Origin of the sequence: Bacteroides sp. Ga6A2, assembly GCF_000702225.1 — a bacterium.
In the GTDB taxonomy this organism is placed as follows: Bacteria; Bacteroidota; Bacteroidia; order Bacteroidales; family Bacteroidaceae; genus Ga6A1.
Window position 1 is genome coordinate 45,860 of sequence record NZ_JNKX01000001.1, and the last position, 26,826, is coordinate 72,685.

The window sequence follows — 26,826 nt, forward strand, 5'->3', positions numbered from 1 at the left end:
TCAGAATGTTTAATCCAGTTCAAATTCATCTCCTATACCTTCGCCAGAGCCTGTCATTCCGCTGACATCTCCGTTGAGCCACTCGTCAACATACACATTGTCAATCCAAAGTGCATTGGCAATTACGCGGATATTGTAGTAATATAACTTTCCTGCCTCCCATCTTGGAATCTTGTTTGTGTAGGCTGTCATTTCCTGATTATCGCAGAGGAGCTTAATCTTCAGAAGATGGTCGTATACCTCGCCCTTCTCGAACTCCTTAGTCTTGTTGCTTGACGTGAACAATTCTTCGTCGCACTCAGCCTTTTTAATTTCGGTTGGAGCGACGAACGCCATGCAGGTAACAATGTTTCCTACCTGATTGTCGAGCGTTAGTATAGGCGAGCCGTCTTCTTTCTGCCATTGCAAGGTCGATTCGAACGTCTTGCCCTTGATGCGAGTATTGTCGTCGAGGGTAGGGTCGAACAGCATTTCGCCTTCGGTGCAGATGAAGGCCTTGTTGTATCCGTTGCTGAGGGTAATGTTCTGAATTTCACCTTTCAGCAATTTATCGTCACGATAAGACGAACCACGAGTGAATCGCAGCACGATGGCAGCCTGAGAGTGCAGCATCATGAAACTTGCTGTATCTTGTCCCAGTGCGCTGTATGCTGTGGCAATGGTGCGTGTCTTGTCCTGCTTGTATCTGAAATATTCGCAACCGAACATATAGTCTGTTCCGTTGTAGAAAGCAGAGTCGAACCTTACGACGTTCGGCTGCTTGTATGTTATCGACTTGTTTTCGTAGTTGATGTTCGTAAAATCGGGCTTGCTTTCCGAGTCTACGGCAGGAGAGTATGCAAACAAATCGGTTCTGTTCTTAGACAGATACACGTTCTTCGTCATTCCCGTTTCCGAAAGAAGGTCGGGATGCAAAGTCCATTTGTTGTTACTCTTGTAGAATACTCCTCGGTCGTTTTTGTCGGGGATGAAGGCATAGCCGTAACCCACGACTCCAATGTAACTGATAGAGGCAGAGTCGATGATGGCGCTGCTTCTTGTGATTTTGGCACAGGAACCTTCTTTAAGTGCCAAAGGTACTGTTCGCTCATTTTCGCTTGGTACAGAACCGTTGATTTCCTCGCTTGAACAGCTGGCCATTGCTGTGATCAGACAAGCTGAAATCAGGGTTCCGTTTAGCGTCCTAATTAACGCGTTCTTCATCAATTTCATTCTTTAGATTACTATTAATGTACATCATAGTTCTTACAAAAGAGCACAATTAGCCCTAATGTAATATGCAAAACAACAAAAAAATATATAAACAGACAAATTTTTAAGCATTATTTAACAAAAAATGTGACGGTTTAGTTTAAGGTTGGTACTTTTACGGTCTAAGTTGTAGAAAAATGAAAAAAGGAACCTGCGAGATGCAGATTCCTTTTTCGTGCGCTTCAAGATGGGCTTGAACCAACGACCCCCTGATTAACAGTCAGGTGCTCTAACCAACTGAGCTATTGAAGCATGTTTGCAACTCCGTTTTTAAAAGCGCTTCAAGATGGGCTTGAACCAACGACCCCCTGATTAACAGTCAGGTGCTCTAACCAACTGAGCTATTGAAGCATGTTTGTTTCAGAATTGCGGTGCAAAAGTAATATCAAATTTTTAAATAACCAAACAATTCAGAAAAAAAATACAATTTTGTATCTGATTTTTGTTTTTTGCGCTATATTTGTAACCAAATTAAATAATGTATGAAAAGATATATGTTGATTTTCTTCGGTCTGTGCATGGTTGCAGGCATGAAGGCACAAAAGCAGAATTTTGAGTTGTCTAAAAATATAGATATATTCAACTCGGTGGTGAAAGAGCTGAATATGCATTATGTTGATACGGTGAAAAACGAAAAGATAATCCACGCCGGTATCAACGGTATGTTGAACGAACTCGACCCTTATACGGTCTACTTCTCGGAAGACGAGTCGAAGGACTTGAAGATGTTCGTTACCGGAAAGTATGCCGGAATGGGCGCGATAATCCGCTATTACAAGGCTGAGGACAGAGCCGTAATCTCAGAACCGTACGAGGATATGCCTGCTCTCGTGGCTGGCGTAAAGGCTGGCGACGTTATTCTGTCGATAGACGGGAAGGATATTCCGAAGAAGGGCGACAAGCCGGTTTCTGACTATATATCTTCGGTAAGTAACCAGCTTAGAGGCGACCCAAACACAAGTTTCATCCTGAAGGTTAAGCGCGCAGGCGTTAACAAGCCCCTCGAATTTAAGATAACGAGAAAGAACATTCAGATTCCGTCGCTCACTTGCTACGACATGGTTGCCGACGGCATTGGCTACATCTGTCTTAACAGCTTTACTCAGGAGGGGCTGTCTAAATTGGTTCGCCGAGCTGTTATCGAACTGAAAAGTCAGGGTGCAAAGAAGATTATCATCGACCTTCGCAACAACGGCGGCGGTCTGGAGTCTGAGGCTGTTGATATTGCAAACCTTTTTGTTCCGAAGGGTAAGATGATTGCGCAGAACAAGGGAAAGGTTAAATCGTCGTGCGTGGTTTACAAGACAACGAAGGACGCGCTCGATACCGAGATTCCTTTGGCCGTGCTTGTGAATAGCGCATCGGCTTCGGCAAGCGAGATTCTCTCGGGTTCGTTACAGGACCTCGACCGCGCCGTGATTATCGGAACACGAACTTACGGAAAGGGTCTTGTGCAGGTGGTGCACGATCTTCCTTACGGCGGCGGTCTGAAGGTTACGACTGCAAAGTATTACATTCCGAGCGGAAGATGTATTCAGGCTATCGACTATGAACACAGAAACGAGGACGGCTCGGTGGGCAGAATCCCAGACAGCCTGACAACCGTATACAAGACAGCGGCTGGGCGTGAGGTGCGCGACGGCGGTGGTATCCTGCCCGACATCGTTGTGGCTGGCGACAGTCTGCCGAACCTCATCTACTACATGGCAAACGACGACATCCTGTTCGATTATGCCAACGAGTATGTGGCATCTCATCCAAAGCCTGCATCTGCAAAGGAGATAAACTATACCGATGCCGATTATGAGGTGTTCAAGAAGAAGGTGATTGACGGAGATTTCAAATACGACCGCCAGAGCGAGAAGACGCTGAAGGTTCTGAAGGATATTGCCAAGTTTGAGGGATATTCGGAGGATATTAAGGACGAACTTGCTTCGCTCGAGAAGAAACTGACACACAATACTGAGCACGACCTCAACCACTTCAAGAAGAACATCTGCGAGCTGATTACTCAGGAACTTGCCTTGAGATGGTTCTATCAGAAGGGTGGCGTTCTTGAGCGCAACCAGCACGACAAAGTGATAGACGAGGCTATAAGAGTCTTGAACTCAGACGAGTACACAAAGATTCTTTCGGCTCCTGCTCCTGTAAAGAAAGAAAAGAAAAAGTGATATGATACAAAACAAGGCATCAAGGTTTAACCGTTCGTTCATGTGGGGAGTGGCTTTCATGGCTGTTGCCGTGTTTGGTGTAGTGTTCATCTTTATGAACATGTGCCTCGAAAGAATGGCGGTAAAACAATATCAGGAGTCGTACGGAATTGAACTGCAAAGCGGTTTCGTGGGCGACTCGATAAAGGTTTATGTAAACGACAGTCTGCTGTACAATAAGGTGGTGCAGCGCGATAGCGTTAAGATTCCGATTCGCCGTTTCGAGGACAACTCGATGCTGATGGTTGTCGATGCCCGAACCGATTTGACGGGAAGTTTCAACCTTGGCAAACAGAGCGAGAATATAATTGTCAGGCGAAACGCCGACAAGAAGTTTGCTTTCGAGGCAAAAGAGAAGAAATAATGTAAAAGCGTAAGATACTTCACGAAAATGAGTGTTTTACGCTTTTTGTTTTGTCATTCCTCAAACTTTTCAGACGGTTTTTTGAATTCAGCCCGACCGTTGATTGTTCTTCTTGCAGACTTGAAAACCCGAACGAATCCCGAAGGCATCCCGAAGAAAACGAACGTTTGCTGGTGCTATGGGGATAATTATCTTTCGGCTTTCGTTTTTGCATCGATATGCAGTTTCCCTTCCTACCTACTTGCTACCTACTTACTATCGTCTTGCTATCCTCTTGCTACCTCGAAGCTATTTTATGCCTAAATAGTCGCTTTTGGACCTTCTACTTGCATAATAATTCTTCATTTTGCATATTGTTACGGATTATGATTTGTGGCAAAATCGGATGTTTGTGGTAAAAATGAGTCATTATACAGTTTTGTTTTAGTTGTTGAGAATCAGGTAGATGGTTTTGTGCTGGATAAATGTCAGACAAATGTCAGGAAGTTTTTTAGCCTTGTTCGAGCTCTTGCTGTTAGCTTTGTCGGAAAAACGAACGAGGTATGATAAAGCAAACAACATTTTCGAAAATCAACACCTGCATGGCATGGCTCGTTTTTGCCATCGCATCTGTTGTTTATTGCCTGACCGTTGAGCCGACGGCAAGTTTATGGGACTGTCCTGAATTTATTGCGTGCGGATATAAGTTGGAAATCGGGCATCCGCCGGGCGCGCCGGTTTTTATGTTGGCGGCAAATATTTTCTCGCAGTTTGCCAAAGACCCTTCGCAGGTTGCTCTTATGGTGAATAGGCTGTCTGCTCTTCTGAGTGCGGGCTGTATATTCTTCTTGTTTCTCACAATCACGCATCTTGTCAGAAGGCTGGTATGCCAATCTGATGATAGTCTGACTATTGTAAAAGTCATCAATATCGAGGCGTGCGGCGTGGTGGGAGCGTTGGCTTATACCTTCAGCGACACGTTTTGGTTCTCGGCTGTTGAGGCTGAAGTCTACGCCTTCTCCAGTTTCTTGACGGCCCTGATGTTCTGGCTAATCTTGAAATGGGAGGACGAAGCCGACTTACCGCAGAGCGACCGATGGATTGTTCTTATTGCCTACATCACAGGACTTTCTATAGGCGTGCATCTGCTTTGCTTGCTTTGCCTGCCGGCGATGTCATTCGTTGTCTATTTCTGAAAGGCCGAGCGTGTCACAAAATTCGGAATTATAAAGACGCTCGTGGCTGGCGGATTGCTGGTGGGCATCATTCTCTATTGTCTCATTCCCGGAGTGGTGAGGGTTGGCGGATGGTTCGAACTGTTGTTTACCAACGTGATGGGCTGTCCGTATAATACAGGGCTCATCTTCTATATTGTTCTGCTGACGGGAACGCTCGTCTTTGCGTATTATAGGGCTCGGCGGAGGATTCTGAAGTTGTCGCTGGCTTGCCTTCTGATGATATTGGCAGGCTACAGCAGTTACGGAGTCATCTTCATTCGGGCTAATGCAAATACGCCGATGTGTGAGAATGCGCCCGGAAATATCTTTTCGCTGGGAAGTTACCTGAATCGTGAGCAGTACGGAGACACTCCGCTTTTATATGGCCCGGCTTATTGCAGCGAGATTGACTATGAGGCTGGGGACGAAGAGGGTAGAGCCATCTACCGACCGACTGCCGATTCTGCTAAACATCGGTACGACGTTATTCGCCACGACACGCAGGCGGTTTACAAGAGCAATATGCATTTCCCGCGAATGTATTCTGCCCGTCATGCCAAGGCTTACGAAGAGTGGATGAACGGAGTAGAGAAGCAGAACGGCGTGCCAACAATGGGCGAGAACATGCGCTTCTTTCTGACTTATCAGGTGAACTTCATGTACTGGCGATACTTTCTTTGGAACTTTGTCGGACGGCAGAACAATATTCAGGGACATGGCGAGGTTGAGCATGGCAACTGGATAACGGGCTTCGGGTGGATTGACGACTGGCTGCTTGATTGCGACACGTCGGAACTTCCTTCGGATTTGGCGCAGAACAAGGGACGTAACGTGTTCTATGCTTTGCCGCTCATTCTTGGCTTAGCAGGAATAGTCTGGCAATGGCGCAGGCGGAGCGAGGGCAGGCATCAACTTCTTATTGTCGCGTTGTTGTTTGTGATGACGGGACTCGCCATTGTCGTCTATCTGAATCAGACGCCGCTTCAGGCGCGCGAACGCGACTATGCCTATGCTGGCTCTTTCTACGCCTTTGCAATCTGGATTGGCGTGGGAGTGGGAGGCGTCATCGCATCCCTTCAGAAATTGCTTAAAAACAAGGCTCTGACGGCTGTGGTTGCTGGCGCAATAATCTGTCTGCTTGTGCCGTTGCAGATGGTCGGTCAGACTTGGGACGACCACGACCGCTCAGACCGTTATATGTGTCGCGATTTCGGGGCAAACTATCTCGAAAGTATGCAACGCGAAGGAGATCCAATCATCCTGACAAGCGGCGACAACGAGACATTTCCGCTTTGGTACAATCAGGAGGTCGAGGGCTTCAGAACCGACACGCGAGTCTGCAATCTGGAATATCTCCAGACTGATTGGTATATCGACCAGATGAAACGGCCTGCCTACGATTCTCCAGCCTTGCCAATAAGTTGGCATCATGAAGATTATCAGGAAGGAAAGCGCGAATATGCGTGTGTTCGTCCTGAATGGAAAAACGAGGTGAAGGAATATATGAGGCTTCATCCCGGCGAAGCAGTTGAGGCTTTTGGCAAAGAACCGTTCGAACTCAAGAACATCATCGGCAAATGGATACTAAACGATGAGGCTGAGATGCAATGTGTTCCGACCGATAGCGTAACCATCACTTCCGGTTCGGGCACGATGGTTCTTTCTCTGAAGGATAAGAAAGTCTTGTACAAAAGCGACTTGATGGTGCTTGAAATGCTGTCGAAAGCCGACTGGAATCGCCCCCTTTACATAACTGTAGGTTTAGGCTCTGACTACGTGCCTTTCCTCCGCGACCATCTTGTGCTTGAGGGGCTGGCTTATCGCGTCTCTCCAGCATCTGCCTACCAGCAGGTTGATGTTGAGAAGCTTTACGAAAACATAATGCATCGCTTCCGCTTTGGCGGTCTTAAAACAAAAGGAATCTATGTTGATGAGGACGTTAGGCGCATGGCAGATATGCATCAGTTTGTTATGGGAGTGCTCATAGACTCGCTCATGAATCAGGGAGACACCAGACGGGCTGTTGCCGTGTGCCGCAAATGGCAGCATGAGATGCCGCCGGAAAATGTACCTTATACCGAATCGGCGCTTTCTATGGCTCGATGTTTCTACGCTACCAGTCAGACCGAGCGGGGAGATGAGATTGTAGGAAATCTGTTGTGCCGTTCCAACGAGTGGCTCACATGGATTGAGACCATAGCCCCTTCGCGCCGTTCCGGCTCTTTCCAGACATGGTATTCATGGGCGCAGACTATGGGCTGGGCACTTGCTGTTGCAAAGCAATTCGACAGAACAAAAATCTATCATCAATACAGTAAACAATATGAATCTCACATCAAGCAATTTCAGAAAGGTTGAGGCTCGTTTCCTCGACAAACTAACCAGAAGGCGAATCGTCATGGCATCGTGTCTTGTAATCCTTGCAGGCTACATTCTGATGCTTTGCTCAGGAAGTACCGAACAGTCTTTTACCCCCGAAATCTTCTCGTTCCGCATAATTGTCGTTGCCCCAATTCTATGTCTGGCAGGTTATCTTATGATAATTGTTGGCATTCTTTGGAAAAGGTAATCCGAAAAAACATCGTGGACCAGCTTGGATTTGAACCAAGGAACTTCAGAATGGATAGATAAAAAAAGGAATAAGTAAGCAAAAATGTGACTTTAAAAACAGAATAAGTGGCTATATTTGCAATTAGAAAAACGGAATAAGTTGGTAAAAATAGCGTTAAAATATCGGAATAAGTGGATTTTTTTTGAGTAAAATGAATTATTTGATGTATTTTTGTAGCGGATTCAAATGATATACTTATGCTTGAACGTAAATTCACTTCATTTTTGACAAGCTTCCTTATGGAAGAGTCTAATAAGATTCTGCTCGTTAATGGTGCTCGGCAGATAGGCAAGTCTTACCTTATTCGTTATGTCGGTCAAAAACCTATTGGGTAAAAACTCTCTCACTTGAAATAAACCTCCGAAAGGAGTGATTTTCTCTGATTTTATCTTTGCCATGTCATTGATGATTTTATACATTTTGATTTTGCAACACTAAGATAAGTGAAAAATCTGACATGACAAAAGTTTTGGCAATTTCTTATTGCTCAGTCTATTATAAAACAATCAAACTAAATAGTTGCGGAAATTAGGCTTATGAGTACGCTTGCAGAATATAAAATTATAGATAATAATCTCGAAGTTAACTACGAGATTATAACACCTGTAGATATAAGTACTATGTTAAATGATGAACATGGGAATATAATTGCAGGATTGAATAATGTCGAAGAATGTCTCTCCCGAAATCAAAAGACAATCGATGAACTAAATGATAAAATCAATAATAAGCTGACTTCCCATAATGATGGAATAGATAATATCATTGCTGTTGCATCTGGTATTATATCCGGGTTAATAGATTCTTTTTTTGTTGGAGAGTTTTCACTTGACGAAGGCACTAAATGGGGCAAGGAAAAGGTGGATTCTTTTGTTCAAAATGTGGCTAAAAGACAAGGATATAACGGAGATTCATTGTCAGGGGCAGTAAAATTTTTAGAAGATAAATTCCCGATACCAGCGGATAGTGCAACAGCTATTTTTGGTGGAGGAACACAGCATCATCTACGTGACTTTTCTCATCATCCGACTCCGTTGGGGTTGCTTTTCTCCATGCTAACTCAGTTTACAGGAAAAGTTTATGGTACTAATACTTTAGGGGCATTTGTTATAGAAGATGTTCCCAGTACAGATTTAATCGGAAAGGATTTCACAAGTAAACTAGCCATCGGATTTACGCATTGGATTTTTCACGTGGTCAGTGACATCGCTGGTTCTAGTAGCTCAATCGCCTATGGTAAATATGGAACAGGCCTCCCAGGCCCATTTTTGTCATTGCTTAAAGAAATTTCGTCTTTACCATTCTTCAGCCACCAAGAGAACAACAATAAGTTTTGTGTATTTATAAGCAAACTTTTCAATGGTACTTTATTATCTAAAAGAGGCGAAGATGGAAAGATTATTCCAGATAGTGTAATCAAATTCGATTTACGAGCAGAAATAGGAGTTCTTTATGAGCTCGGTAAGCAAGCGATACCAGTAATAATTAACGAATGTGTCGTTAGAATCTCATACTTTGTCAGAAGGCTGGTCCTTGAATTTAAATCCAAGGAGATAAAAACGTTTAACGATTTCATTTATAACATCGAATGGAAGAACACATTGCCATTTAACAACAGGACTATAGTAAGAATGGTTACTATAGCCTCAGGTACATTTGTGGCAATAGACGTTGCAGATGCAGCGATACGCTCTGGTCTAAAGTCGGGGGGTGAACCTGCAGCATTTTTAAACAATATGATTCTTCAAGTGAATTTCGTAGGCTTAGGTAGGTTCGCTGTTGCTATAGGAACAGATATACACATGGGGTACAAAAAGGGGAAACTGAGGGATGAGCGCATGTATCGACAATCTGAACAAATTATGCTCAATTGCGCAAAAGTGTATTACAAACAAGCAGACATGTGGTTATCTGCAAGAGATGCAGCGGAAGCCATCGATAAAATGAAAGCAGTTGCAGAAAAATCAATTGCTTTTTACAGAGAGTCTCTTGCAGAAATTGGCATTGATTTATACAATATGGGACAATGCAAGTCTGGAATAGAACAAAACAATCCTCAGTTACTTGACAACCTTTCTAGAATATTAAAATATGGAAAATAATGAATATCCGATAGTCACAAATGTAAAGTTGGAAGATTTACCATCAGTTATTACAAAGACTTTCAATCGAATTTCTGAGATTGAAAACAAGTTGAAAAATGCTGAAAACAATGCTAAAACTGCAGAAAAGTCAGCAAATGAAGCTAAACAGAAAAGTGCAGGATGGTCGTGGGACGGAAAAGATAAGAAATTAGCCATCGAGGCACTTCAACAAGCTGTAGTCGATCAGGCTGAGTGTGTCAGCAGCACTATTGAGGCGAATAAAGAAATTCTTGACAACCAAAAGGAATTGTCTAAAGCTGTCAACTATCTTTTTGGATTGGGTGTTGTTAACGTTGCGGCCAATCGTACAGTTGTTAGACAGTTGGAGATGAAGCTTCGTGATGCTTCAAAAGAAGAGCTTAGTGAATTTGCTCGAATAGAAATAGAAAGTGTTATCAAGCAATTACGCGCCCGAGAGGACATTCAAGATCGAATTAATGGTCATGACGCTCTTTTTCAAGAACATAAATCAATTCTGGACTCAAATAAAAAGGATTTGGGTGAGTTGGACGAAAAAGTTAAAGGTGCAGAATCTAGAATTGATGGTCATGACACTCTTTTTCAAGAACATAATGAACGACTTGAGGCAATAGAGAAAGACATCGCAGACATTCAAAAAAAGTTGAACCAAAAGTCCTTCTTCGACACGACGTTATTTAAAATCATAGTTAGTCTAATAGCTATTGTTGCATTAGCCTTGCATTTATTTATTGTATAACGAAGTTTGCATAAACTATGATATACCACAAAATCAATCTTCTCAAGATTGACTACAAAACGAATAACCCTACTGATTTTCAGCAGCAATGTCGATAGTCAGTGGGGTTGTTGTTCCCAAAATGTTCCTACTTATCCATAGCGTGAGAGATGTATATATGGCGCAGTATGTTATGAACGTATTTCATGAACTCTCAAAACATCACATTTAATTTCAGAAGGTCACCCCAATGTCACTTAGGTGACTCTATGTTCACCTTATGCTTACCAATAAAAGAAAAAACACTTGCGAAAAACTCGTAAGTGCTTGATTTTTTAGCGTGGACCAGCCTGGGCTTGAACCAGGGACCTCCAGATTATGAGTCTGTTGCTCTAACCAACTGAGCTACAAGTCCGATTTGCGTTTGCAAATATAGGGCAAAATATTGGAATGACAAAGAAGATTGGCAAAATTTTAAATCTTTTTGCTATTTTTGCAACCTAATTACTCGTAAAGAAAGATGATTGACAGAAAGATAAAGAATCTTGTTTTCGACTTCGGCGGAGTGCTCGTGCAACTCAACATGAAAAGATGCGTTGAACGCTTCGCTGCACTCGGATTCACCGATGTGGAGAAATATGTGAATGCTTATTCAAAAGAAGGGCTCTTTCAGGAGCTCGAACTCGGAAACGTGTCCGTGCCGGAGTTTTGCTCCGAAGTGGCAAAGCATTGTTCCGACGGCGTTTCTGATAGCCAGATTCTGGATGCGTGGAACAGTTTTCTCAACGGAGTGCCGGTTCATCTGATGAATGCCCTCATTGATTTGCAAAAAGATTATCGCGTCATCTTGCTGAGCAACACCAACAAACCGCATTGGGATTTCTCGTGCCGAGAATATTTCAGTCACGACGGACGTTCGGTCGAGGATCATTTCGAGAAGATGTTTCTTTCGTTCGAGATGCATGTCACAAAGCCCGATGCACAAATCTTCGAGCAGATGTGCGCGCAGGCTGACATCCTTCCCCAAGAAACTCTCTTTCTCGATGATGCCAAGGCAAACTGCGTTGCTGCCGAAAAACTCGGAATCAACACGCAATTGATTACGGCAGGCGAGGATTGGCGTAATTTGTTCAAATAGTACATTCTATGTTTATATATAAGGTAAATGATTGTTCGGGGATAGCACCGTCGGTTGCCACAATCGGCTTTTTCGACGGAGTGCATAGGGGGCATCAGTTCTTGCTTAATGGTGTGAGAGAACTGGCGCGCCAGCGTGGACTCGCGTCTATGGCGATAACATTTTCCGTGCATCCGCGCAAGGTCCTGCACGAATCGTACATGCCGCAACTGCTAACAACGTGCGACGAGAAACTTACACTCCTCGAGAAAATCGGGCTCGACCAGACTGCGTTGCTCGACTTCTCGCAATCGCTCTCGCAGATGACGGCTCGCGAGTTTATGCAGAAAGTCATTTCCGAACTCCTTAACGTCAAGGTTCTCGTCATCGGCTACGACCATCGCTTTGGGCACAATCGCGAGGAAGGATTCGAACAATATGTTCAGTACGGAAAGGAGATGGGGCTCGAAGTCGTTCAGGCTCAAGTCTGTTCCATCGAGCATGTAAACGTAAGTTCGTCGGTTGTCCGCAGTTTTCTTGGCGAGGGCTATGTTGATATGGCAAACCGATGCCTCGGTTACGAGTACGCCATAGAGGGTAGGGTGGTGCACGGCTTCCAAGTAGGAAGAAAACTCGGATTTCCTACGGCCAACATTCAGCTAGAGGATGCCGACAAAATGCTGCCTGCCAACGGCGTTTATGCCGTTAAGGTCGATGTACAAGGCCGAAAATGCTTCGGAATGCTGAATATCGGCTGCCGCCCTACGCTAAACAATGGCGAGAATGTCAGTATCGAAGTCCATATTATCGACTGGAATTCTGAAATATATGGCGAGAAAATTAAGGTTGGATTCGTAAAGAAAATCAGAGACGAACAGCCCTTCGACAATCTCCTTCAACTCGAATCGCAGTTGAAAAAAGACGCCGAATATGTAAGATTTTTGTTCTATTCGTAAACTTAATGTTAAAAAAACTATAAAAAAATAGTTATTTCGTATTTATTTGCGAAAAAATTTGGTGGAAATAAAAATCTGCCATAATTTTGCACAAGAAACGATATAGCGCGTTTCAATGAAGTTCGAAGAAGAAAATAATTAGAATTGATATGAAGAAAATTTTTATCATTATTTTTAGCCTTTTAGCTTTTATGCCTGATGCTCTTGCACACGGAATTGGTGCAGGTGAGATAGCATTGGCAAGAAAGAAATTTGCTTCTCCTATCAAGGCAACTGACATTTTTGTTGGTGAAAAGAAGATGGCATGCTACAGCGTTGACAGTGAGTTGGCAAACAAATATCTTAAAGAACAGATAAATAACGATATGGCAACTGCCGCAGAGGCTTGGGTGCCATTGGCATATATGTGTGTCGAGGACTTCAATAAACTGATTCTTGCAAATCAGGATTTGAACGACGAGACAGCAGTAGCACAGGTAAGTGCTGCAATGGACCTGAAGACAAAGTTCCAGGCAGAAATCGACAAGTTCGAGGCTTGGTCTGAGGCACAGGCAAAGGCAATTCAGACTGCAAGAGCAAACAGACTTGCAAAAGAGGCTGCTGCAAATGCTGCTTACCTAAGTTCTCTTACTCCAGAGCAGAGAGCACAGAACGAGAAGGCCGTTGAAAGATGGAAGACTCTTCTGAATCCGGAAACTCTTATCGTTGGTGTTGGCCTTCAGACAAAGGAGGACTTGCAGGACGAGATTGGAAAATACTTCTCAAGCGCAGAGGGCGATTTCGAGGACTATAAGTTCGGTCAGCACGAGGTTAAGATGATGTTTGCTGGCGACGATAAGGTTCTCAGCAAGATTATCTTCCGCATCTCTGGTGAGGATGGCGAGAAATACGCAGCAAACTTGGCTAATGTCTCATCTTTGAAGTTTGACCGTAGCTACAAGGTTAAGAGCCACACTACAAACGCTCTTATTGCTGATATTCCGGACCTTGATGTTGTAAAGGTTTACAAGTGTAAGGATACAACTTGTGAGGTTTACACAGGCGAAGGATTCGTAGAGGTTTCATTCTCTAATTTCAAGCGATAAAATTTTCTTCTTCATAAATACATTTTTTTAACCCCGGGGCTGTTGACAGTCTCGGGGTTTTTTATAGCTCTTTTTTGAAGGTTGATTTTATTCGAATTCCTCGCCGGCTTCAACGCCTACGTCGTTGACGTATTTGCGGATGCTTGCATCGCCTCGCTTGCAGATAAGCAGAAGGTTGTCGTGCTCAACAACCGTATAGCCTTCCAACCCCTGAATAACGGCGAGTTTGTTCTCCGGAAGGATGATGAGGTTGTTGTTGCTGTTGTAGTTCAGAATCTTTCCGCCCTTGAATACGTTGTTCTGCTCGTCTTTTGTAGAAACTTCGTGGTATGTCTCCCACGAACCGAGGTCGGCCCATCCGAAGTCGCAGTGCATTACATATACGTTTGACGAACGCTCAAGGATTCCGTAGTCGATAGAGAGGTTAGGGCAGGTAGAGTAGTGCTCCTCGATAAACTTTCGGATGTTGTCTGGTCCTTGTAGTTTCGCTGCCTCGTCGAGAATCGTTGCAATGTCGGGAATCAGCGTGTTGAAGGCATTGATAATTACCTTTACGCTCCACATAAATATACCGGTGTTCCAATAGAACTCATCGCTCTCTACAAACATCTTGGCGAACGAAATCTCAGGTTTCTCGGTAAACGATTTCACTTTGTGGAAGTTGTTTTCCGATTCTTCGAACTGGATGTATCCGTAACGAGTGTCGGGGCGTGTTGGCTTAATTCCGAAAGTGAGGAGCACGTCGTTCTGCGTTATGAACTCGAATCCGCGCTGCACATCTTTGCAAAACTCAGTTTCGTTGAGGATTATCTGGTCTGACGGAACAATTATCATGTTTGCATTAGGGTCGTTGTCGTAAATGCGGTGTGCAACCCATGCAACGCAAGGCGCGGTGTTTCGTCCCAATGGCTCATAAACGATGTGCTTGTCATCCATTTCAGGAAGTTGCTCGTTAAGCAAGTCGCGAAATCGCTCTTGTGTGCAGACGTAGATATTCTCTTTTGGAATGATATTGCAGAAACGGTCGTATGTCTGTTGCAGCATACTTCTTCCCGTTCCAAAGAAATCAATAAACTGTTTAGGCTTGTCTTTCCGACTGCATGGCCACAAACGCTTGCCAAGTCCTCCTGCCAATATAACGCAATAGTTATGATTCATCATAGTCGTCTTGTTTGTAATTGTTACTCTGGCTAAGTTAGTGTTTTATTTTGTATTCTCAAAGTAATGGAATAAAATTTGCTAAAAAGTTGCCGAAAAGTTTGCTGGTTCAATATTTTGTTGTATCTTTGCACCGCATTTAGCAAATTGAGTTGTTGCCCAGATGGCGGAATCGGTAGACGCGCTGGTCTCAAACACCAGTGAGGCAACTCATCCCGGTTCGATCCCGGGTCTGGGTACAAAGAAAGGCTGATAATCGTTCTGATTTTCAGCCTTTTTGTTTACTTGTATTTTGCATACAGATGATATTTTTAATTAAGTGGGTTGCATCACGAAAACGATTGGATATTTCTAACTAAATAATACAAATAAATGAGACGATTAACTATTACTATTCTTTCTTTGTTTCTTGCTCTAAATATCTTTGCGGAGCGCATAGACATGGGCGTGTGCAAGAGTAAGAGCGCGAAGGACAATACAAAGTTTATTGCGCAGAAAATCGCCTATCTGGCAGACAAATGCGGCGGCGGAACATTGTATTTCCCTGCCGGAGTATATAATGTCGGTCCGATAGAACTGAAAAGCAACACAACGCTCGAACTTGAGGCCGGCGCGTTGCTGAAGTTCTCTAACGATATGGACCTTTACACTCCGTTTGTTGAAGTTCGTTACGAAGGCGTTGTTATGAAGACCTTCAAGCCGCTGATTTATGCCGTAGACTGCGAAAACATCACGATAAAGGGCGAGGGTACTATCGACGGACAAGGAAAGGCTTGGTGGAATGAGAAATTCAAGGTTGACCTTGATGTTCGCGACAGAAACATCATGACTACAAACAAATATCAGCAGATGTGGGAAGATGCCAACGATGTTGAGGCTATAAAGGCTGAGACAAACGTTGATTGGGCGCAGAACATAAAAAATCGCTTCTTCAGACCGCCTTTCATTCAGCCTGTGCGATGCAAGAACGTTAAGATTGAGGGCATCCATATCCAGAATTCGCCTTTCTGGACTGTGAATCCTGAATTCTGCGACAATGTAACGGTTCACGGCATTACAATCAACAATCCGCTGTCGCCAAACACCGACGGAATCAACCCTGAGAGCTGCAAAAACGTTCATATCAGCGACTGCCATATCTCGGTTGGCGACGACTGTATCACAATCAAGGCTGGCCGCGACTATCAGGCAAGAAAGATTGGCGTTCCTTGCGAGAACATCACGATTACAAACTGCACGATGCTTTCGGGACACGGCGGCGTGGTTATTGGAAGCGAGATGAGTGGCGGTGTTAAGAAGGTTACCATCAGCAACTGTGTTTTCGACGGAACAGACCGAGGCATCCGCATCAAGAGTACTCGCGGTCGCGGCGGTGTGGTTGAGGATATTCGCGTAAGCAACATCGTGATGAGCAACATAAAGCAGGAGGCTGTTGTCTTCAATCTGAAGTACAGCAAGATGCAGAAGGAAGAGAAGACAGAACGCACTCCGACATTCAGAAACATTCACATTTCTGACATGATATGCCGAGGCGTTAAGACTCCAATCAAGATTGTCGGTCTTGAGGAGGCTCCAATCTCGAACATATCACTCAAAAACATAAACATCACCGAAGCCAAGGGCAAGTGCATCTTTGAAGATTGCAACAATATCCTTATGGACAAGGTTATTGTAAACGGCGAAGAGGTGAAACTTGACCTCTAAACCATAGGAAGGCTGTTGCCGTTTATCTTTCGGTAGAGGTCGAGTGCAAAGACATCCGTCATGCCCGAAATGTAGTCGAGAACAGTCATAATCTTATCGTAGACATTATCGCTATCAATACTGTATTGCTCGGATATTCGTCCGAGCAATATTTTTGAATACGCTTTGTCGGGATGCATCTCGGCTTCTATCAGGAGTTGAATGAGCGTGCTTATAATCTTGAAACCGGCAAGTTCGATGTCTACCACGTCTTTGCATCTGTAAATCTTTGCAAATGCCACCTTCTGACATTGTTCATAAGCCTGTCGCGGTCTTTCGGGAATATGCTTTAGCAGACAGCCCTCGAATGTTCCTGAAAGAATCTTTTCCTCGTTGTTGACAAAGACATCGGTGCATGCGCTTGTGAGCAGGCTTATTACGCAGGCGCGCAGATAGACAATCTGTTCGTTAATGTCTGTCACCTCCTCGAATCTCTCTCTTATTTTCGCCTTTTCTTCCTCGTCGAAGAAGTTGAACAGAAGTTCCTGAGTCTCTTCGGTTGAGAGAAGTTTCAGTTTGTGCGCATCTTCCAAGTCCATAATCTCGTAGCAGATGTCGTCGGCAGCCTCTACAAGATAAACCAGCGGATGACGGGCGAATTTCAGAGGTTCGCCTTCCTTGCTCATCTTTATTATTCCGAGTTCTTCGGCAATCTTTACATAATCGTCCTTCTCGCTTTCGAAGAAGCCGAATTTGCCGTTTTTAGTGGTTGCCGATGATGAGAATGGATACTTTACAATCGAGGCGAGGGTAGAGTATGTCATGACGAAACCGCCGGGGCGGCGACCCTTGAACTGGTGTGTGAGAAGTCTGAATGCGTTGGCATTTCCCTCATAGTGTATGAGGTCGTTCCATTGTTCGTCGGTGAGTTCGGCTTTCAGAGCCTTTCCTTCGCGTTCGCTGAAGTATGTGCTTATGGCTCTCTCGCCCGAATGGCCGAAAGGCGGATTGCCCATGTCGTGAGCCAGACAGGCTGCCGTTACGATGTATGATATTTCTGAAAAATGACTGTCTTTCAGTTCTGGGTGCTTTTGCAGAAGTCGCTCGGCGCAGTTATTCCCCAACGAACGTCCAACGCTTGCCACTTCGAGGCTGTGAGTCAGACGGTTATGAACGAAGACGCTTCCCGGCAGCGGAAAAACCTGAGTCTTGTTTTGCAGCCTTCTGAATGGCGCAGAAAAAATCAGACGGTCGTAATCGCGATGAAATTCGTTACGGTCGTCTTTTCTCTCTTCGTGTCTGCTTTCCTGTCCGAAACGTTTGTTTGTTATAAGTTGTTTCCAGTTCATCATAATAGGCAAATTTTCTTGCAAAAGTAACTCTTTTTTTTTACTTTTGCACCTAATTATTAACATTATAATGAAAGTTCAGATAATAAATAAATCGCATCACGCGCTGCCTGCGTATGCTACCGGATTGTCGGCAGGCATGGATTTGCGTGCCAACATAACCGAACCAATCGTATTGAAACCATTGCAGAGATGCCTTGTACCGACAGGCTTGAGCATTGCCCTTCCCGAAGGATACGAGGCTCAGGTGAGACCGCGCAGCGGCTTGGCTCTGAAGAAGGGCATCACCGTACTTAATTCGCCCGGCACAATCGATGCCGACTATCGTGGCGAGATTGGCGTTATTCTTGTTAATCTTTCTGATGCCGATTTTGTAATCGAGGATGGCGAGCGCATTGCGCAGATGGTTGTGGCACGCTACGAACAGGTAGAGTGGGAGGCAGTTGAAACTCTCTCGGAAACAGAGAGAGGCGAAGGTGGTTTTGGCCATAGTGGAAGAAAATAATGAGAATTAGTCGATTATACATTGGGATACTTCTTTTGTGCGGAGTGGGCTGCGGATTTATTTCATGCGGCTCGCAGAAGCAGGCCGTGCAGAAAAAGCACAGCGTTGCAAAGGCAAAGAGCAAGAACGCAGTAAAAATCCCTCAACTATCATACGAACAGCAGCGACAGTTTGACTATTGTTTCTCCGAAGCCCTCAGAATGAGAAGGCTGGGCGAACATTCTGCCGCATTCGAGATGTATAAGCATTGTCTGGAGATTCAGCCAATGGACGGCAGAACGCTCTTTGACCTTGCTTCTTATTACATGTCGCTTAACCTAAAAGATAAAGCCGAAGAATACTACAAGAAAGCCGTCGAGTGCGACCCCGACAATTTCTGGTACAAGCAGATTCTTGCAAATCTTTACGAATACGACAAGTCGAAGTACGACGAGGCTATTGCCGTATACGAAGATTTGTACAAGAATTTTCCGCAGCGCAACGATGTGCTTTTCTCCCTTTTGTCGCTCTACAAGAAAGTGAATGATGTTCCGAACTCAATCAGAATACTGAACGAGGTCGAGGCAATAGAGGGCAAATCGGAGGAATTGGTTATGGAGAAGATGCTTCTGCTGATGAAACTTGGCGAGAAGCAGAAAGCCATCGATGAGGTTAAGTCTCTTCAAGATGAATATCCTAACGATTCGCGCTACAAGGTTATTCTTGCCGAAACGTACAATAGCGCAGGAGAGCCTGATAAGGCATACGACTTGTATCGCGAGGTTCTTGCCGAAGATGGTTCTAACGCCTTGGCACGTCTGTCTCTGGCAAACTTCTACGATGCTGCCGGAAAAGATTCGCTCTACGAGCAGCAGGTCGATACGATTCTGTCGCTCCGCAGCGTAGAATCTGATGCAAAGGTCGTTCTTCTGCGTCAAATCGTGATAAAGAACGAGAATGCAACGCCCGACACGGCATACGTCATGAGCAAGTTCCGCAAGGCACTTGAGAATACCAACCTCGACAATGCCGGAATTCCGATGCTTGCTGTGGATTATATGCAGATGAAGAACATGCAGGAATCCGAGGTTAAGCCAATCGTGAACAAGATTCTCGATATTGAGCCCGACAACTCGCTTGCCCGCCTTCAACTTCTTAGTTATGCCGTTCAGAAGGGCGACTACAAGGAGGTGGCTGCCATCTGCGAACTCGGAATTGAGTACGACCCCGACAATCTGACATTCTACATGTACGGCGGTCTTGCCTACGACCAGATGAAGCAGCACGAAAAGGCGCTCGCTGTTCTGAAGCAGGGCGTTGAGCATATCGACGACAGCAGCGATGCCAATATAGCATCTGACTTGTATTCGATTCTTGCCGATGTGTATCACGACAAGAACATGCTGAAGGAATGTTTCGAGGCTTACGACGCATCGCTTAAATATAACAGCGACAACATCGGAACGCTCAACAACTACGCCTACTATCTGTCGTTGCAGAATCAGCAGCTCGACAAGGCGGAGGAGATGAGTTACAAAACGATAAAGAAAGAGCCCGAAAGTTCAACTTTCCTTGATACTTACGCATGGGTTCTATTCATGAAGGCACGCTATACCGAGGCTAAGATTTACATCGATCAGGCCATCAAATATGGCGGCGGTGAAAGTTCTGGAATCATTGAGCATCAGGGAGATATCTACTACAAGTGCGGCGAGACAGCCAAGGCCCTTCAGCTTTGGAAGAAAGCCGACTCGATGGGATGCGATTCAAAGACATTAAAGAAAAAAATCAGGTTAAAGAAATATATTCAGTAATGAAAAGAAGATTTATTCTGGCTGCCGTTGTCTTGGCTGTAATGCAAACAGCTGGTGCGCAGGTTGAGGCTGATTCGATTGTTGCAGATTCGTTGAAGAATGATTCTCTGAAACTTGATTCAATGGCTGTTGATACGCTCTTTGTTGATAGCGTAGAGGTGGCAAGGAAGAATGCCGTGGCGAAGAAGAAAGAGAAGGCAGCCGAAAATCTGAAAAAACTTAAACTTGTCCTTTCTAACATTGTGGACAAGGGCGCGATAACTGCCAAAGCAAGATTGAATCTGACGCTTGGCGACCACAGTCAGAAGGTGAACGCAACCCTTCGGATGAAGCGCGACGAGAGCATTCAGCTTATGATTCTTGCCCCTTTCATCGGCACAGAGATTGGACGATTGGAGTTTACACCCGATTACATGATGGTTGTTGACCGCTTTCACGCTCAGTATGTACAGATAGCATACGATGAAATCGACTTTTTGAAAGAGGCAAAGATTGATTTCTATTCAATTCAGGCAATGTTCTGGGCCGATTTGTATTCGCCCGGTGTGAAGAAAACCACCGCATCCACTCCATTTGGAATAGGAACGGCAAACAACAGTCAGATATATCTGAAGCCTCTGGGCACAGGACGAATGCAGTTCGGATTCTGGGCAAACCCAACCGATGGAACCATCGGACAGGCAAAGGTTTCGCGCGTCGGAACAAAATATCAGGTAAACTGCAAGTATCAGGCTTACCGTAAACTTCAGTCGGGCAAGAATTTCCCAACATCGGTTCTCATCTCAATCATTGCCGACCATAATCTCTCGCTCGACATGAGTCTGAGCGGTTTTGGCGACAGCAGCGACTGGGAGACCAGAACAACTCTTTCTTCAAAATACACAAAGTTGTCATCTGTCGAAGAATTGTTCTCTTCGTTTTAGTAGCCTATGAGGAAGGTCCTTTTCATATTCTGCATGTTGTGCCTTGCGTCATCGCATCCAGCGATGTCGCAGAATTCGCCTGCGCCAACGTCAAAATCAGCCACAGCAACAAAGTCGGCAAAGAAGATAAAGGAGTTGCAGGAGAAGCGCGACGGCTTGCAGCAGAAAATTTCCCAGCAGGAAGCGTTGCTTCGCTCTACAAAGAAAGATGTGAGAAGTCAGCTCAACGACCTTGCGCTTATCACCGGACAGATTGACGAACGCAAGAACTACATTCATACTATCGAGGGCGACGTGAATATCCTTACTGCCGATATTGCCGACCTTCAGAAACAGCTTGACATTCTCGAAGAAAAACTGAAGGAGCGAAAGCATCGGTATGAGCAGTCGGTAAAATATATGTACCGAAACCGTACGGTTCAGGACAAACTGATGTTTATCTTCTCTGCCAAGTCATTCTCGCAGTTGTATCGCCGTATGAGATATGTTCGCGAATATGCCGTTTATCAGCGCGCGCAGGGCGAGATTATTGCCGAGAAAGAACGTCAGATTCTTGAAAAACGTAGCGAACTCCTTAATGTGAAAGGTGCGAAGGACAATCTTCTTCAGCAAGGTGTTCACGAACAGAGAGTGCTCGAAGGCAAGCAGATGGAGCAGCGCAAAATTGTAGACGACCTGAAGAAAAAGCAAAAAAGCCTTCAGAAAGAGCTGAATAACCAGAAGAAAGATGCCACCGCCCTCGATGCTCAAATTGAGAAACTCATCGAGAAGGCGATAACGAATAGCTCGAATTCAGAGAAAATTGCCGCAGTAAAGAAGAAAGGAAAGGCAAAGACAGCCGCAGCCAAGGCAAAGGTAACGGAAAAAGAGAAGAAAGTTGCCGCTGCCAAGAAAGCCGAGGCAACCGCCAAGGCAAAGGTTCAGGCTGCGGCCAAGAAGTCGGCAACCGAGCGTGCCGCCGCTGCAAAGGAGGCTAAGAAAGCCGCAGCCGAGAAGAAGAAAGCCGAAGAAGAGGCTCTGGCAGCTGAGGAAGAGGCAAAGAAAGCCGCCGAAGAGGCAAAACGACTTCTCGACGAGGCGGTAGACAAGGATAATGCCGAGTTCAACGCCAAGTTTGAGCGGTGCAAAGGCTCTCTGCCAATGCCAATCACCGGAACTTACGTTATTGTGAGCCATTTCGGTCAGTACAAGGTCGAGGGCTTGAAGGACGTTGTGCTCGACAGCAAGGGCATTGGCATCAAGGGCGCGGCAGGAGCGAGCGTGCGCTGCGTGTACGACGGCGAGGTAACAGCCGTGTTCACCTTCAACGGAACGATAAGCGTTCTGGTGCGCCACGGAAGTTACATTTCGTTCTACAATAACCTTGCTTCGGTTAGCGTGAGCCGAGGCACGAAGATAAAAGCACGTGAAATAATAGGAAAGGTTGGTTCTGACGGCGACGGAAATTCATTTCTTAATTTCCAGCTCCGAAAAGAAACGACGAAACTGAATCCCGAGCAATGGCTTGCACGATGATATCTGAAAATCCCGATTATTTCGGGATTTTTTCGTTTCTGATGATTCGTTTTTCGCATCGTGTGATTGTTTTGTAACAATGGTGAAATCGATGCAGGGTTCAAAAATCCTATCGAATGACTGTAAAACACCAACTAATGAAAAGAATTTCCTAACAACTTTCTCCCAAATCGCATACCTTTGCAAACAGAACAACGAAACAGTGATGCTTCGCTGTTCAGAGTTAAAAGCTTTTTTGCATTTTAGACATAAGTTAGTTGTTATATCAGTTTTTGCACGATACTTATTAATTTTGGATTTTAATCTATGGTGTTTACCTGTTTTAGTTTTAATGGTTTTAGATTTGTTTTAGGAAAACGACGGAGAGCTTGCTGTAAAAGTAATTGGAAAATTAAAATGAGAGAGAACTTTTTTACTTCTAAAAATTTTAACAAACCTTGTTTTTCCAAAGTGGTTTAATTACACTTAGATACTCTAATTCACACCTATTCGTAAAATTCAGTTAAACAAATACAGCAGGCTCTCCTTTTTATTTACAAATTTTCTTATATTTGCAAAACCATTGTTTTTAATAAAAATTGAAACTATGAAGTTTTTTTTGCGTTTAACCTTTATAAAGATGCTCTCTATATCTTTGTTGATAACAGGATGTAGGGAGTTTCCCAATGCTACAAAGAATACTCTTAGCAAGACACAGCGCGATTCTATTATGGCTAAGGCCGAGAATCTGCGTGTAAGAGGCAAGGCGCTGCGCGAAGACTCGCGTTTTGCCGAGGCAATGGATTTTCAGCAAAAGGCGCTCGAACTGTCGCTTGATGCAAAGGACACGCTTAACATCGTCTACGATTACAATCAGTTGGCCACTACGCTGCGCCGTCTTGGACGCCTCGAAGAGGCTATGCACCAGCATTACAGCGCACTTCAGTATGCCGAGGAATACAGCGATAGCGCGGCAATGTTCAAGAGCCTGACGGCTGCCGTAAACGGATTGGGCAACGTATTCTATTCGCTCGGCGACCTTGATGAGGCCGAGAAATACTTCCGCCGTTCACTAAGCGGCGAGAAGGTTCTGAAGAGCGATGTCGGACTCGCCATAAACTATGCGAATCTCGGTTCTGTATTCTTGGACCGCAATCAGATAGATTCGGCAAGGGTGTACTTCGAAATGTCCATGAAGAGGAATGTCGAGATTAACAATCTTCGTGGACAGTCGCTTTGCCATGTCCATTTCGGCGATTTGTTGTCTAAAGAGAAGAAGTTTGAGGAGGCGATGGAAGAATACCGTAAGGCTGCAAACATGATGCGTGGCATCGGCGATGTGTGGCATACCATACAGCCGCTTCTGTCGCTTGGAAACCTGCTTGTAGAGAACGGCTCTTCGGTCGAGGCAAACGCCGTTTCGGACAGATGTCTTGAACTCTCCGAGATGACTAAATCCTTCGAACTGATGAAGGATACATACACGCTCAAGGCAAGACTGAAAGAGAAGGACGGCGATGCGGTTCATGCGCTCGAATACTACAAACTGGCAAATGCCATGCGCGACAGCATTATGAACCGCAAGGAAAACGAGGACATCAGAGACGTGTGCATAAACTACGAGCACGAGAAGAGCGAAAGGAAAATAGAGGTTATGCGTCTGGTGTACGAGAGCAAGCAGGAACTTCACATGATGTTCATCTGGCTTGGCGGCATCTTGGTGTTTGTTATGCTTGTTGTTATCTTTGCCGTGAGTTATGCCCTGAAGGCGCGTTCAAAGGGCTTGGAGGCTCTGCGCTCGGTAGACAGTATGCGAACAACGTTCCTTACCAACATAACACATGAGTTCAGAACTCCGCTTACGGTTATGATTGGTCTGGCCGACCAACTTAAAACGCCCGATTTGGACGAGAAAATGCGATATCATTATCTCGACTCTATAAAGAAGCAGGGCGACAAACTGCTCGACTTGGTAAACGAACTCCTGAGCATCTCTAAACTCATGGCTGGTCATGGTCAGGTTGAGTGGCGGCGCGGCGATATCATTTCGTGCATAAAGATGGCTGTTGTTGGATATGCCGACTATGCAAAGGTGAAGCACATTGACCTCAAGACCGTTTCGAGCGAAGACCGCATAGAAATGGATTTCGTTCCGGAGTATATCGACCGAATTATCCGTAATCTGCTCTCAAACTCGTTCAAGTTTACGCCGGCACTTGGCTCGATAACGCTCACGATGGAGCGTCACGAAACAAATCTGATTCTCGAGATTTCGGATACCGGCAGCGGAATTCCAGATGTCGACTTGCCGCACGTCTTCGAACTGTTCTATCAGGGCGGCTCGCAGCGCAAGCAGGGTAGTACGGGCATCGGACTGCCTTTCGTGCGCCAGATGGTTGAGTTTATGGGCGGAACGGTAGACGCCTACAATCGCGAATCGGGAACAACGATGCGCATAGTCCTGCCATTGCAGCAGACATCGCTCGAGAATGAGCCGAAGCCTTGGACGGTGGGAGACAACTATACGGTAAGCGGTTCTGTTATCGATGCGGCTGCCTTGAACATGGAAAACGAGGCTGCCGCGGCAAAGACACAGCCAGAACCATCTGGCTCAGACCTTCCGCTTGTAATGATTGTTGAGGACAACGATGATGTGGCTGACTATATAACGCTTCTGCTTCATCTGCATTACAGGGTAGTGCGCGCCTGCGACGGCTACGAGGCTCTGCACAAACTCGAGAAAGAGTTGCCCGACCTTATCCTTACCGACCTTATGATGCCGGGAATGGACGGCTACGAATTGTGTAGCGTAATCCGCCAGTCTGAGATGCTTGGCGGCGTTCCAATCGTAATAGTTTCGGCGCGCAGTTCGGACGAGGACCGAGTGCGCGGATTCGAAGTTGGAGCCGACGGATATCTTACAAAGCCGTTCAATGCCGACGAGTTGCAGGCTATCGTCTCGCGCCTTATCTCGCAGACGCAGAAGAGGCGCAAGGAGTTGCAGATGTCGCTTGCTACATCAACCCTAACATATACGGTTGGAAACGGCGTGCCAACAAATGCTGAGGAAGGCGCTCCGGTTGACGGAACTCCGTTCCCAACAACAGAGGAGGAGAAGAACGTACGCGTGGTTTCGGAAGAAGATGCCAAGTTTATGGAAAACCTTCAGGAGGTTGTTGACAAGCAGATGCTAAAGGGGCAGTTGGTGCTCGACACTATCGCGCCGATGCTGTGTGCAAGTAAATCTACTCTTAACCGAAGGATAAAGGCTATTACGGGCTATAGTGCGTCGGTTTACATATTGCAGTTGAGATTGCAGAAGGCATGCAGGCTTCTTTCTGAGACGAACACGCCTATCGGCGAGGTATCGCTTGCTTGCGGCTTTGACGATATGAGTTATTTCAGCCGAGTGTTCAGGCAGAATTTCGAGGTAACGCCGTCGGTTTACCGTCAGCAACATTCGCAGAAGAAATAAAAACAACAGAGCGGAAAGGTATATTTCATCTTTCCGCTCTGTTGCTTATTTTGCAAGGCTATGTCTTGGGGGCGTTACAAAAGACTGTTAATGCGCTCAGAGTCGGAAATCCGAGCTAGCATGATTATAATTCAACTAATAGTAATGGTTGCTTGTAATCATCGATATCTTGCGGCTCTATCCATAATGGTTCACCTTTGTGAATTCCATTAAAAGAGAAAGAAACATCTTCTTTGTCGAAGGAAATTACAACAAAAAATTTATTTTCAATATTATAACTCCTTATCATTTTCTCAAATCTGTTGACAAAGGTCAAAACATGATTGATAGTACATTTGCTGCAAAAAAAATCAAAATGGAAATCGTTCATGGCATGTTCATATTGCGTTTTATCCTTGAACATATATTCTGTCAAATGAGAATGGTTCGCTTCATAAAAGCAACGCAGGAATACACAATCATTTTTCACTATAAGCCCCTCATCCAAAATGTCATATAAACGTTTTGAAATTGTAACTTTTTTGTATGGCGTCTTTCTTATTATATCCACCATCATCTTGTTCATATAATATTTCATAAGCCTAAATATTGTTCTCCTTTTTTTATAGCCTCCTGTACAGTCAAGATACCAAACCTTTTCTTGCGAATTACATCAGGCGTTTCAACGTTTCAGCGTTTCAAGCGTTTCAGGGGGGGTGTTTTTGTTTCAAACCCTTATATATTATATATAACTAATTAATAATAAATAAGTTATATATTATAAGGCAGAAGTTTGAAACCACCAAAGGGGTAACTGAAACGCTGAAACGCCGAAA

The 26,826-nt window shown here is 44.9% G+C and carries 20 protein-coding genes and 4 tRNA genes; 17 read left to right on the top strand and 7 right to left on the bottom strand.

What is annotated here, in order from left to right; all coding sequences use genetic code 11:
- Positions 1 to 9: 9 nt before the first annotated feature.
- From T538_RS0100185 to T538_RS0100195, 3 genes are all read right to left on the bottom strand, one after another.
- The gene (locus T538_RS0100185; protein ID WP_031532978.1) at positions 10 to 1,140 is read right to left on the bottom strand and encodes a fimbrillin family protein; all 1,131 of its coding nucleotides are present in this window, start codon (positions 1,138 to 1,140) and stop codon (positions 10 to 12) included.
- A gap of 289 nt (positions 1,141 to 1,429) precedes the next feature.
- Positions 1,430 to 1,503, bottom strand: a tRNA-Asn gene (locus T538_RS0100190).
- Between the two features lie 25 nt (positions 1,504 to 1,528).
- Positions 1,529 to 1,602 (bottom strand) — tRNA-Asn (locus T538_RS0100195).
- 131 nt (positions 1,603 to 1,733) lie between these two features.
- On the opposite strand from T538_RS0100195, the gene T538_RS0100200 reads away from it, so the two are divergent.
- From T538_RS0100200 to T538_RS0100235, 7 genes are all read left to right on the top strand, one after another.
- On the top strand, positions 1,734 to 3,422 hold the full coding sequence (locus T538_RS0100200) for a S41 family peptidase (RefSeq protein ID WP_051655759.1): 1,689 nt from the start codon (positions 1,734 to 1,736) through the stop codon (positions 3,420 to 3,422).
- A gap of 1 nt (position 3,423) precedes the next feature.
- Complete coding sequence (locus T538_RS0100205) at positions 3,424 to 3,825, top strand: hypothetical protein (RefSeq protein ID WP_031532976.1); 402 nt, start codon at positions 3,424 to 3,426, stop codon at positions 3,823 to 3,825.
- Between the two features lie 542 nt (positions 3,826 to 4,367).
- Entirely contained in the window at positions 4,368 to 5,000 is a 633-nt protein-coding gene (locus T538_RS18725) for a glycosyltransferase family 117 protein (RefSeq protein ID WP_051655760.1), read from the top strand.
- 42 nt (positions 5,001 to 5,042) lie between these two features.
- A complete protein-coding gene (locus tag T538_RS16875) occupies positions 5,043 to 7,379 on the top strand; it encodes a hypothetical protein (RefSeq protein ID WP_231497042.1) in 2,337 nt (778 codons plus the stop codon).
- A complete protein-coding gene (locus T538_RS16880) occupies positions 7,345 to 7,590 on the top strand; it encodes a DUF3098 domain-containing protein (RefSeq protein ID WP_034538647.1) in 246 nt (81 codons plus the stop codon). The genes T538_RS16875 and T538_RS16880 overlap by 35 nt, the downstream gene beginning before the upstream one ends.
- 578 nt (positions 7,591 to 8,168) lie before the next feature.
- A complete protein-coding gene (locus tag T538_RS0100230; RefSeq protein WP_031532973.1) occupies positions 8,169 to 9,734 on the top strand; it encodes a hypothetical protein in 1,566 nt (521 codons plus the stop codon).
- Complete coding sequence (locus T538_RS0100235; protein ID WP_031532972.1) at positions 9,724 to 10,494, top strand: hypothetical protein; 771 nt, start codon at positions 9,724 to 9,726, stop codon at positions 10,492 to 10,494. The genes T538_RS0100230 and T538_RS0100235 overlap by 11 nt, the downstream gene beginning before the upstream one ends.
- Before the next feature lie 320 nt (positions 10,495 to 10,814).
- On the opposite strand, the gene T538_RS0100240 is transcribed toward T538_RS0100235, so the two are convergent.
- A tRNA-Ile gene (locus tag T538_RS0100240) sits at positions 10,815 to 10,888 on the bottom strand.
- Between the two features lie 105 nt (positions 10,889 to 10,993).
- Between T538_RS0100240 and T538_RS0100245 the strand changes: the two genes are divergently transcribed.
- From T538_RS0100245 to T538_RS0100255, 3 genes are all read left to right on the top strand, one after another.
- Positions 10,994 to 11,611: an HAD family hydrolase gene (locus T538_RS0100245; protein WP_031532971.1), complete on the top strand. Its 618-nt coding sequence runs from the start codon at positions 10,994 to 10,996 to the stop codon at positions 11,609 to 11,611.
- A gap of 8 nt (positions 11,612 to 11,619) precedes the next feature.
- Positions 11,620 to 12,546 (top strand): riboflavin biosynthesis protein RibF, encoded by a 927-nt coding sequence (gene ribF, locus T538_RS0100250; RefSeq protein WP_031532969.1) that lies wholly within the window; start codon positions 11,620 to 11,622, stop codon positions 12,544 to 12,546.
- Between the two features lie 149 nt (positions 12,547 to 12,695).
- Positions 12,696 to 13,631 carry a hypothetical protein gene (locus T538_RS0100255; RefSeq protein ID WP_139185278.1) on the top strand — a complete coding sequence of 312 codons (936 nt, stop codon included), beginning with the start codon at positions 12,696 to 12,698 and terminating at the stop codon, positions 13,629 to 13,631.
- An 87-nt stretch (positions 13,632 to 13,718) separates the two neighbouring features.
- Here the strand turns inward: T538_RS0100255 and T538_RS0100260 are convergent, their stop codons facing one another.
- Positions 13,719 to 14,792 (bottom strand): mannose-1-phosphate guanylyltransferase, encoded by a 1,074-nt coding sequence (locus tag T538_RS0100260; protein WP_031532965.1) that lies wholly within the window; start codon positions 14,790 to 14,792, stop codon positions 13,719 to 13,721.
- A 154-nt stretch (positions 14,793 to 14,946) separates the two neighbouring features.
- On the opposite strand from T538_RS0100260, the gene T538_RS0100265 reads away from it, so the two are divergent.
- Both T538_RS0100265 and T538_RS0100270 read left to right on the top strand, forming a co-directional pair.
- Positions 14,947 to 15,028 (top strand) — tRNA-Leu (locus tag T538_RS0100265).
- A 133-nt stretch (positions 15,029 to 15,161) separates the two neighbouring features.
- Complete coding sequence (locus T538_RS0100270; protein ID WP_031532964.1) at positions 15,162 to 16,493, top strand: glycoside hydrolase family 28 protein; 1,332 nt, start codon at positions 15,162 to 15,164, stop codon at positions 16,491 to 16,493.
- Here T538_RS0100270 and T538_RS0100275 read toward each other — a convergent pair.
- Positions 16,490 to 17,821 carry a deoxyguanosinetriphosphate triphosphohydrolase gene (locus T538_RS0100275; RefSeq protein ID WP_031532963.1) on the bottom strand — a complete coding sequence of 444 codons (1,332 nt, stop codon included), beginning with the start codon at positions 17,819 to 17,821 and terminating at the stop codon, positions 16,490 to 16,492. The two genes, T538_RS0100270 and T538_RS0100275, sit on opposite strands and share 4 nt — an antisense overlap.
- Positions 17,822 to 17,891: 70 nt before the next feature.
- Between T538_RS0100275 and dut the strand changes: the two genes are divergently transcribed.
- The 5 genes from dut (at position 17,892) to T538_RS0100305 (ending at position 26,011) form a co-directional block, all read left to right on the top strand.
- Entirely contained in the window at positions 17,892 to 18,326 is a 435-nt protein-coding gene (dut, locus tag T538_RS0100280; protein WP_031532962.1) for a dUTP diphosphatase, read from the top strand.
- Positions 18,326 to 20,119, top strand: coding sequence for a tetratricopeptide repeat protein (locus T538_RS0100285; RefSeq protein WP_031532961.1), 1,794 nt, complete (start codon positions 18,326 to 18,328; stop codon positions 20,117 to 20,119). The genes dut and T538_RS0100285 overlap by 1 nt, the downstream gene beginning before the upstream one ends.
- On the top strand, positions 20,119 to 21,042 hold the full coding sequence (locus T538_RS0100290; protein WP_031532960.1) for a lipoprotein insertase outer membrane protein LolB1: 924 nt from the start codon (positions 20,119 to 20,121) through the stop codon (positions 21,040 to 21,042). The genes T538_RS0100285 and T538_RS0100290 overlap by 1 nt, the downstream gene beginning before the upstream one ends.
- Before the next feature lie 6 nt (positions 21,043 to 21,048).
- Entirely contained in the window at positions 21,049 to 22,557 is a 1,509-nt protein-coding gene (locus tag T538_RS0100295; RefSeq protein ID WP_231497043.1) for a murein hydrolase activator EnvC family protein, read from the top strand.
- A 586-nt stretch (positions 22,558 to 23,143) separates the two neighbouring features.
- A complete protein-coding gene (locus T538_RS0100305; protein ID WP_081836762.1) occupies positions 23,144 to 26,011 on the top strand; it encodes a response regulator in 2,868 nt (955 codons plus the stop codon).
- A gap of 124 nt (positions 26,012 to 26,135) precedes the next feature.
- Here T538_RS0100305 and T538_RS0100310 read toward each other — a convergent pair whose 3' ends face one another.
- Complete coding sequence (locus T538_RS0100310) at positions 26,136 to 26,567, bottom strand: hypothetical protein (protein ID WP_155992903.1); 432 nt, start codon at positions 26,565 to 26,567, stop codon at positions 26,136 to 26,138.
- Positions 26,568 to 26,826: the final 259 nt, after the last annotated feature.

What these genes read in the sequence shown, in the direction of transcription:
- T538_RS0100185 (WP_031532978.1), bottom strand. Translation starts at nt 1,140, where the DNA reads ATGGCCAGCTGTTCAAGCGAGGAAATCAACGGTTCTGTACCAAGCGAA.
- T538_RS0100200 (WP_051655759.1), top strand. Translation starts at nt 1,734, where the DNA reads ATGAAAAGATATATGTTGATTTTCTTCGGTCTGTGCATGGTTGCAGGC.
- T538_RS0100205 (WP_031532976.1), top strand. Translation starts at nt 3,424, where the DNA reads ATGATACAAAACAAGGCATCAAGGTTTAACCGTTCGTTCATGTGGGGA.
- T538_RS18725 (WP_051655760.1), top strand. Translation starts at nt 4,368, where the DNA reads ATGATAAAGCAAACAACATTTTCGAAAATCAACACCTGCATGGCATGG.
- T538_RS16880 (WP_034538647.1), top strand. Translation starts at nt 7,345, where the DNA reads ATGAATCTCACATCAAGCAATTTCAGAAAGGTTGAGGCTCGTTTCCTC.
- T538_RS0100230 (WP_031532973.1), top strand. Translation starts at nt 8,169, where the DNA reads ATGAGTACGCTTGCAGAATATAAAATTATAGATAATAATCTCGAAGTT.
- T538_RS0100235 (WP_031532972.1), top strand. Translation starts at nt 9,724, where the DNA reads ATGGAAAATAATGAATATCCGATAGTCACAAATGTAAAGTTGGAAGAT.
- T538_RS0100245 (WP_031532971.1), top strand. Translation starts at nt 10,994, where the DNA reads ATGATTGACAGAAAGATAAAGAATCTTGTTTTCGACTTCGGCGGAGTG.
- ribF (WP_031532969.1), top strand. Translation starts at nt 11,620, where the DNA reads ATGTTTATATATAAGGTAAATGATTGTTCGGGGATAGCACCGTCGGTT.
- T538_RS0100255 (WP_139185278.1), top strand. Translation starts at nt 12,696, where the DNA reads ATGAAGAAAATTTTTATCATTATTTTTAGCCTTTTAGCTTTTATGCCT.
- T538_RS0100260 (WP_031532965.1), bottom strand. Translation starts at nt 14,792, where the DNA reads ATGATGAATCATAACTATTGCGTTATATTGGCAGGAGGACTTGGCAAG.
- T538_RS0100270 (WP_031532964.1), top strand. Translation starts at nt 15,162, where the DNA reads ATGAGACGATTAACTATTACTATTCTTTCTTTGTTTCTTGCTCTAAAT.
- T538_RS0100275 (WP_031532963.1), bottom strand. Translation starts at nt 17,821, where the DNA reads ATGAACTGGAAACAACTTATAACAAACAAACGTTTCGGACAGGAAAGC.
- dut (WP_031532962.1), top strand. Translation starts at nt 17,892, where the DNA reads ATGAAAGTTCAGATAATAAATAAATCGCATCACGCGCTGCCTGCGTAT.
- T538_RS0100285 (WP_031532961.1), top strand. Translation starts at nt 18,326, where the DNA reads ATGAGAATTAGTCGATTATACATTGGGATACTTCTTTTGTGCGGAGTG.
- T538_RS0100290 (WP_031532960.1), top strand. Translation starts at nt 20,119, where the DNA reads ATGAAAAGAAGATTTATTCTGGCTGCCGTTGTCTTGGCTGTAATGCAA.
- T538_RS0100295 (WP_231497043.1), top strand. Translation starts at nt 21,049, where the DNA reads ATGAGGAAGGTCCTTTTCATATTCTGCATGTTGTGCCTTGCGTCATCG.
- T538_RS0100305 (WP_081836762.1), top strand. Translation starts at nt 23,144, where the DNA reads ATGAAGTTTTTTTTGCGTTTAACCTTTATAAAGATGCTCTCTATATCT.
- T538_RS0100310 (WP_155992903.1), bottom strand. Translation starts at nt 26,567, where the DNA reads ATGATGGTGGATATAATAAGAAAGACGCCATACAAAAAAGTTACAATT.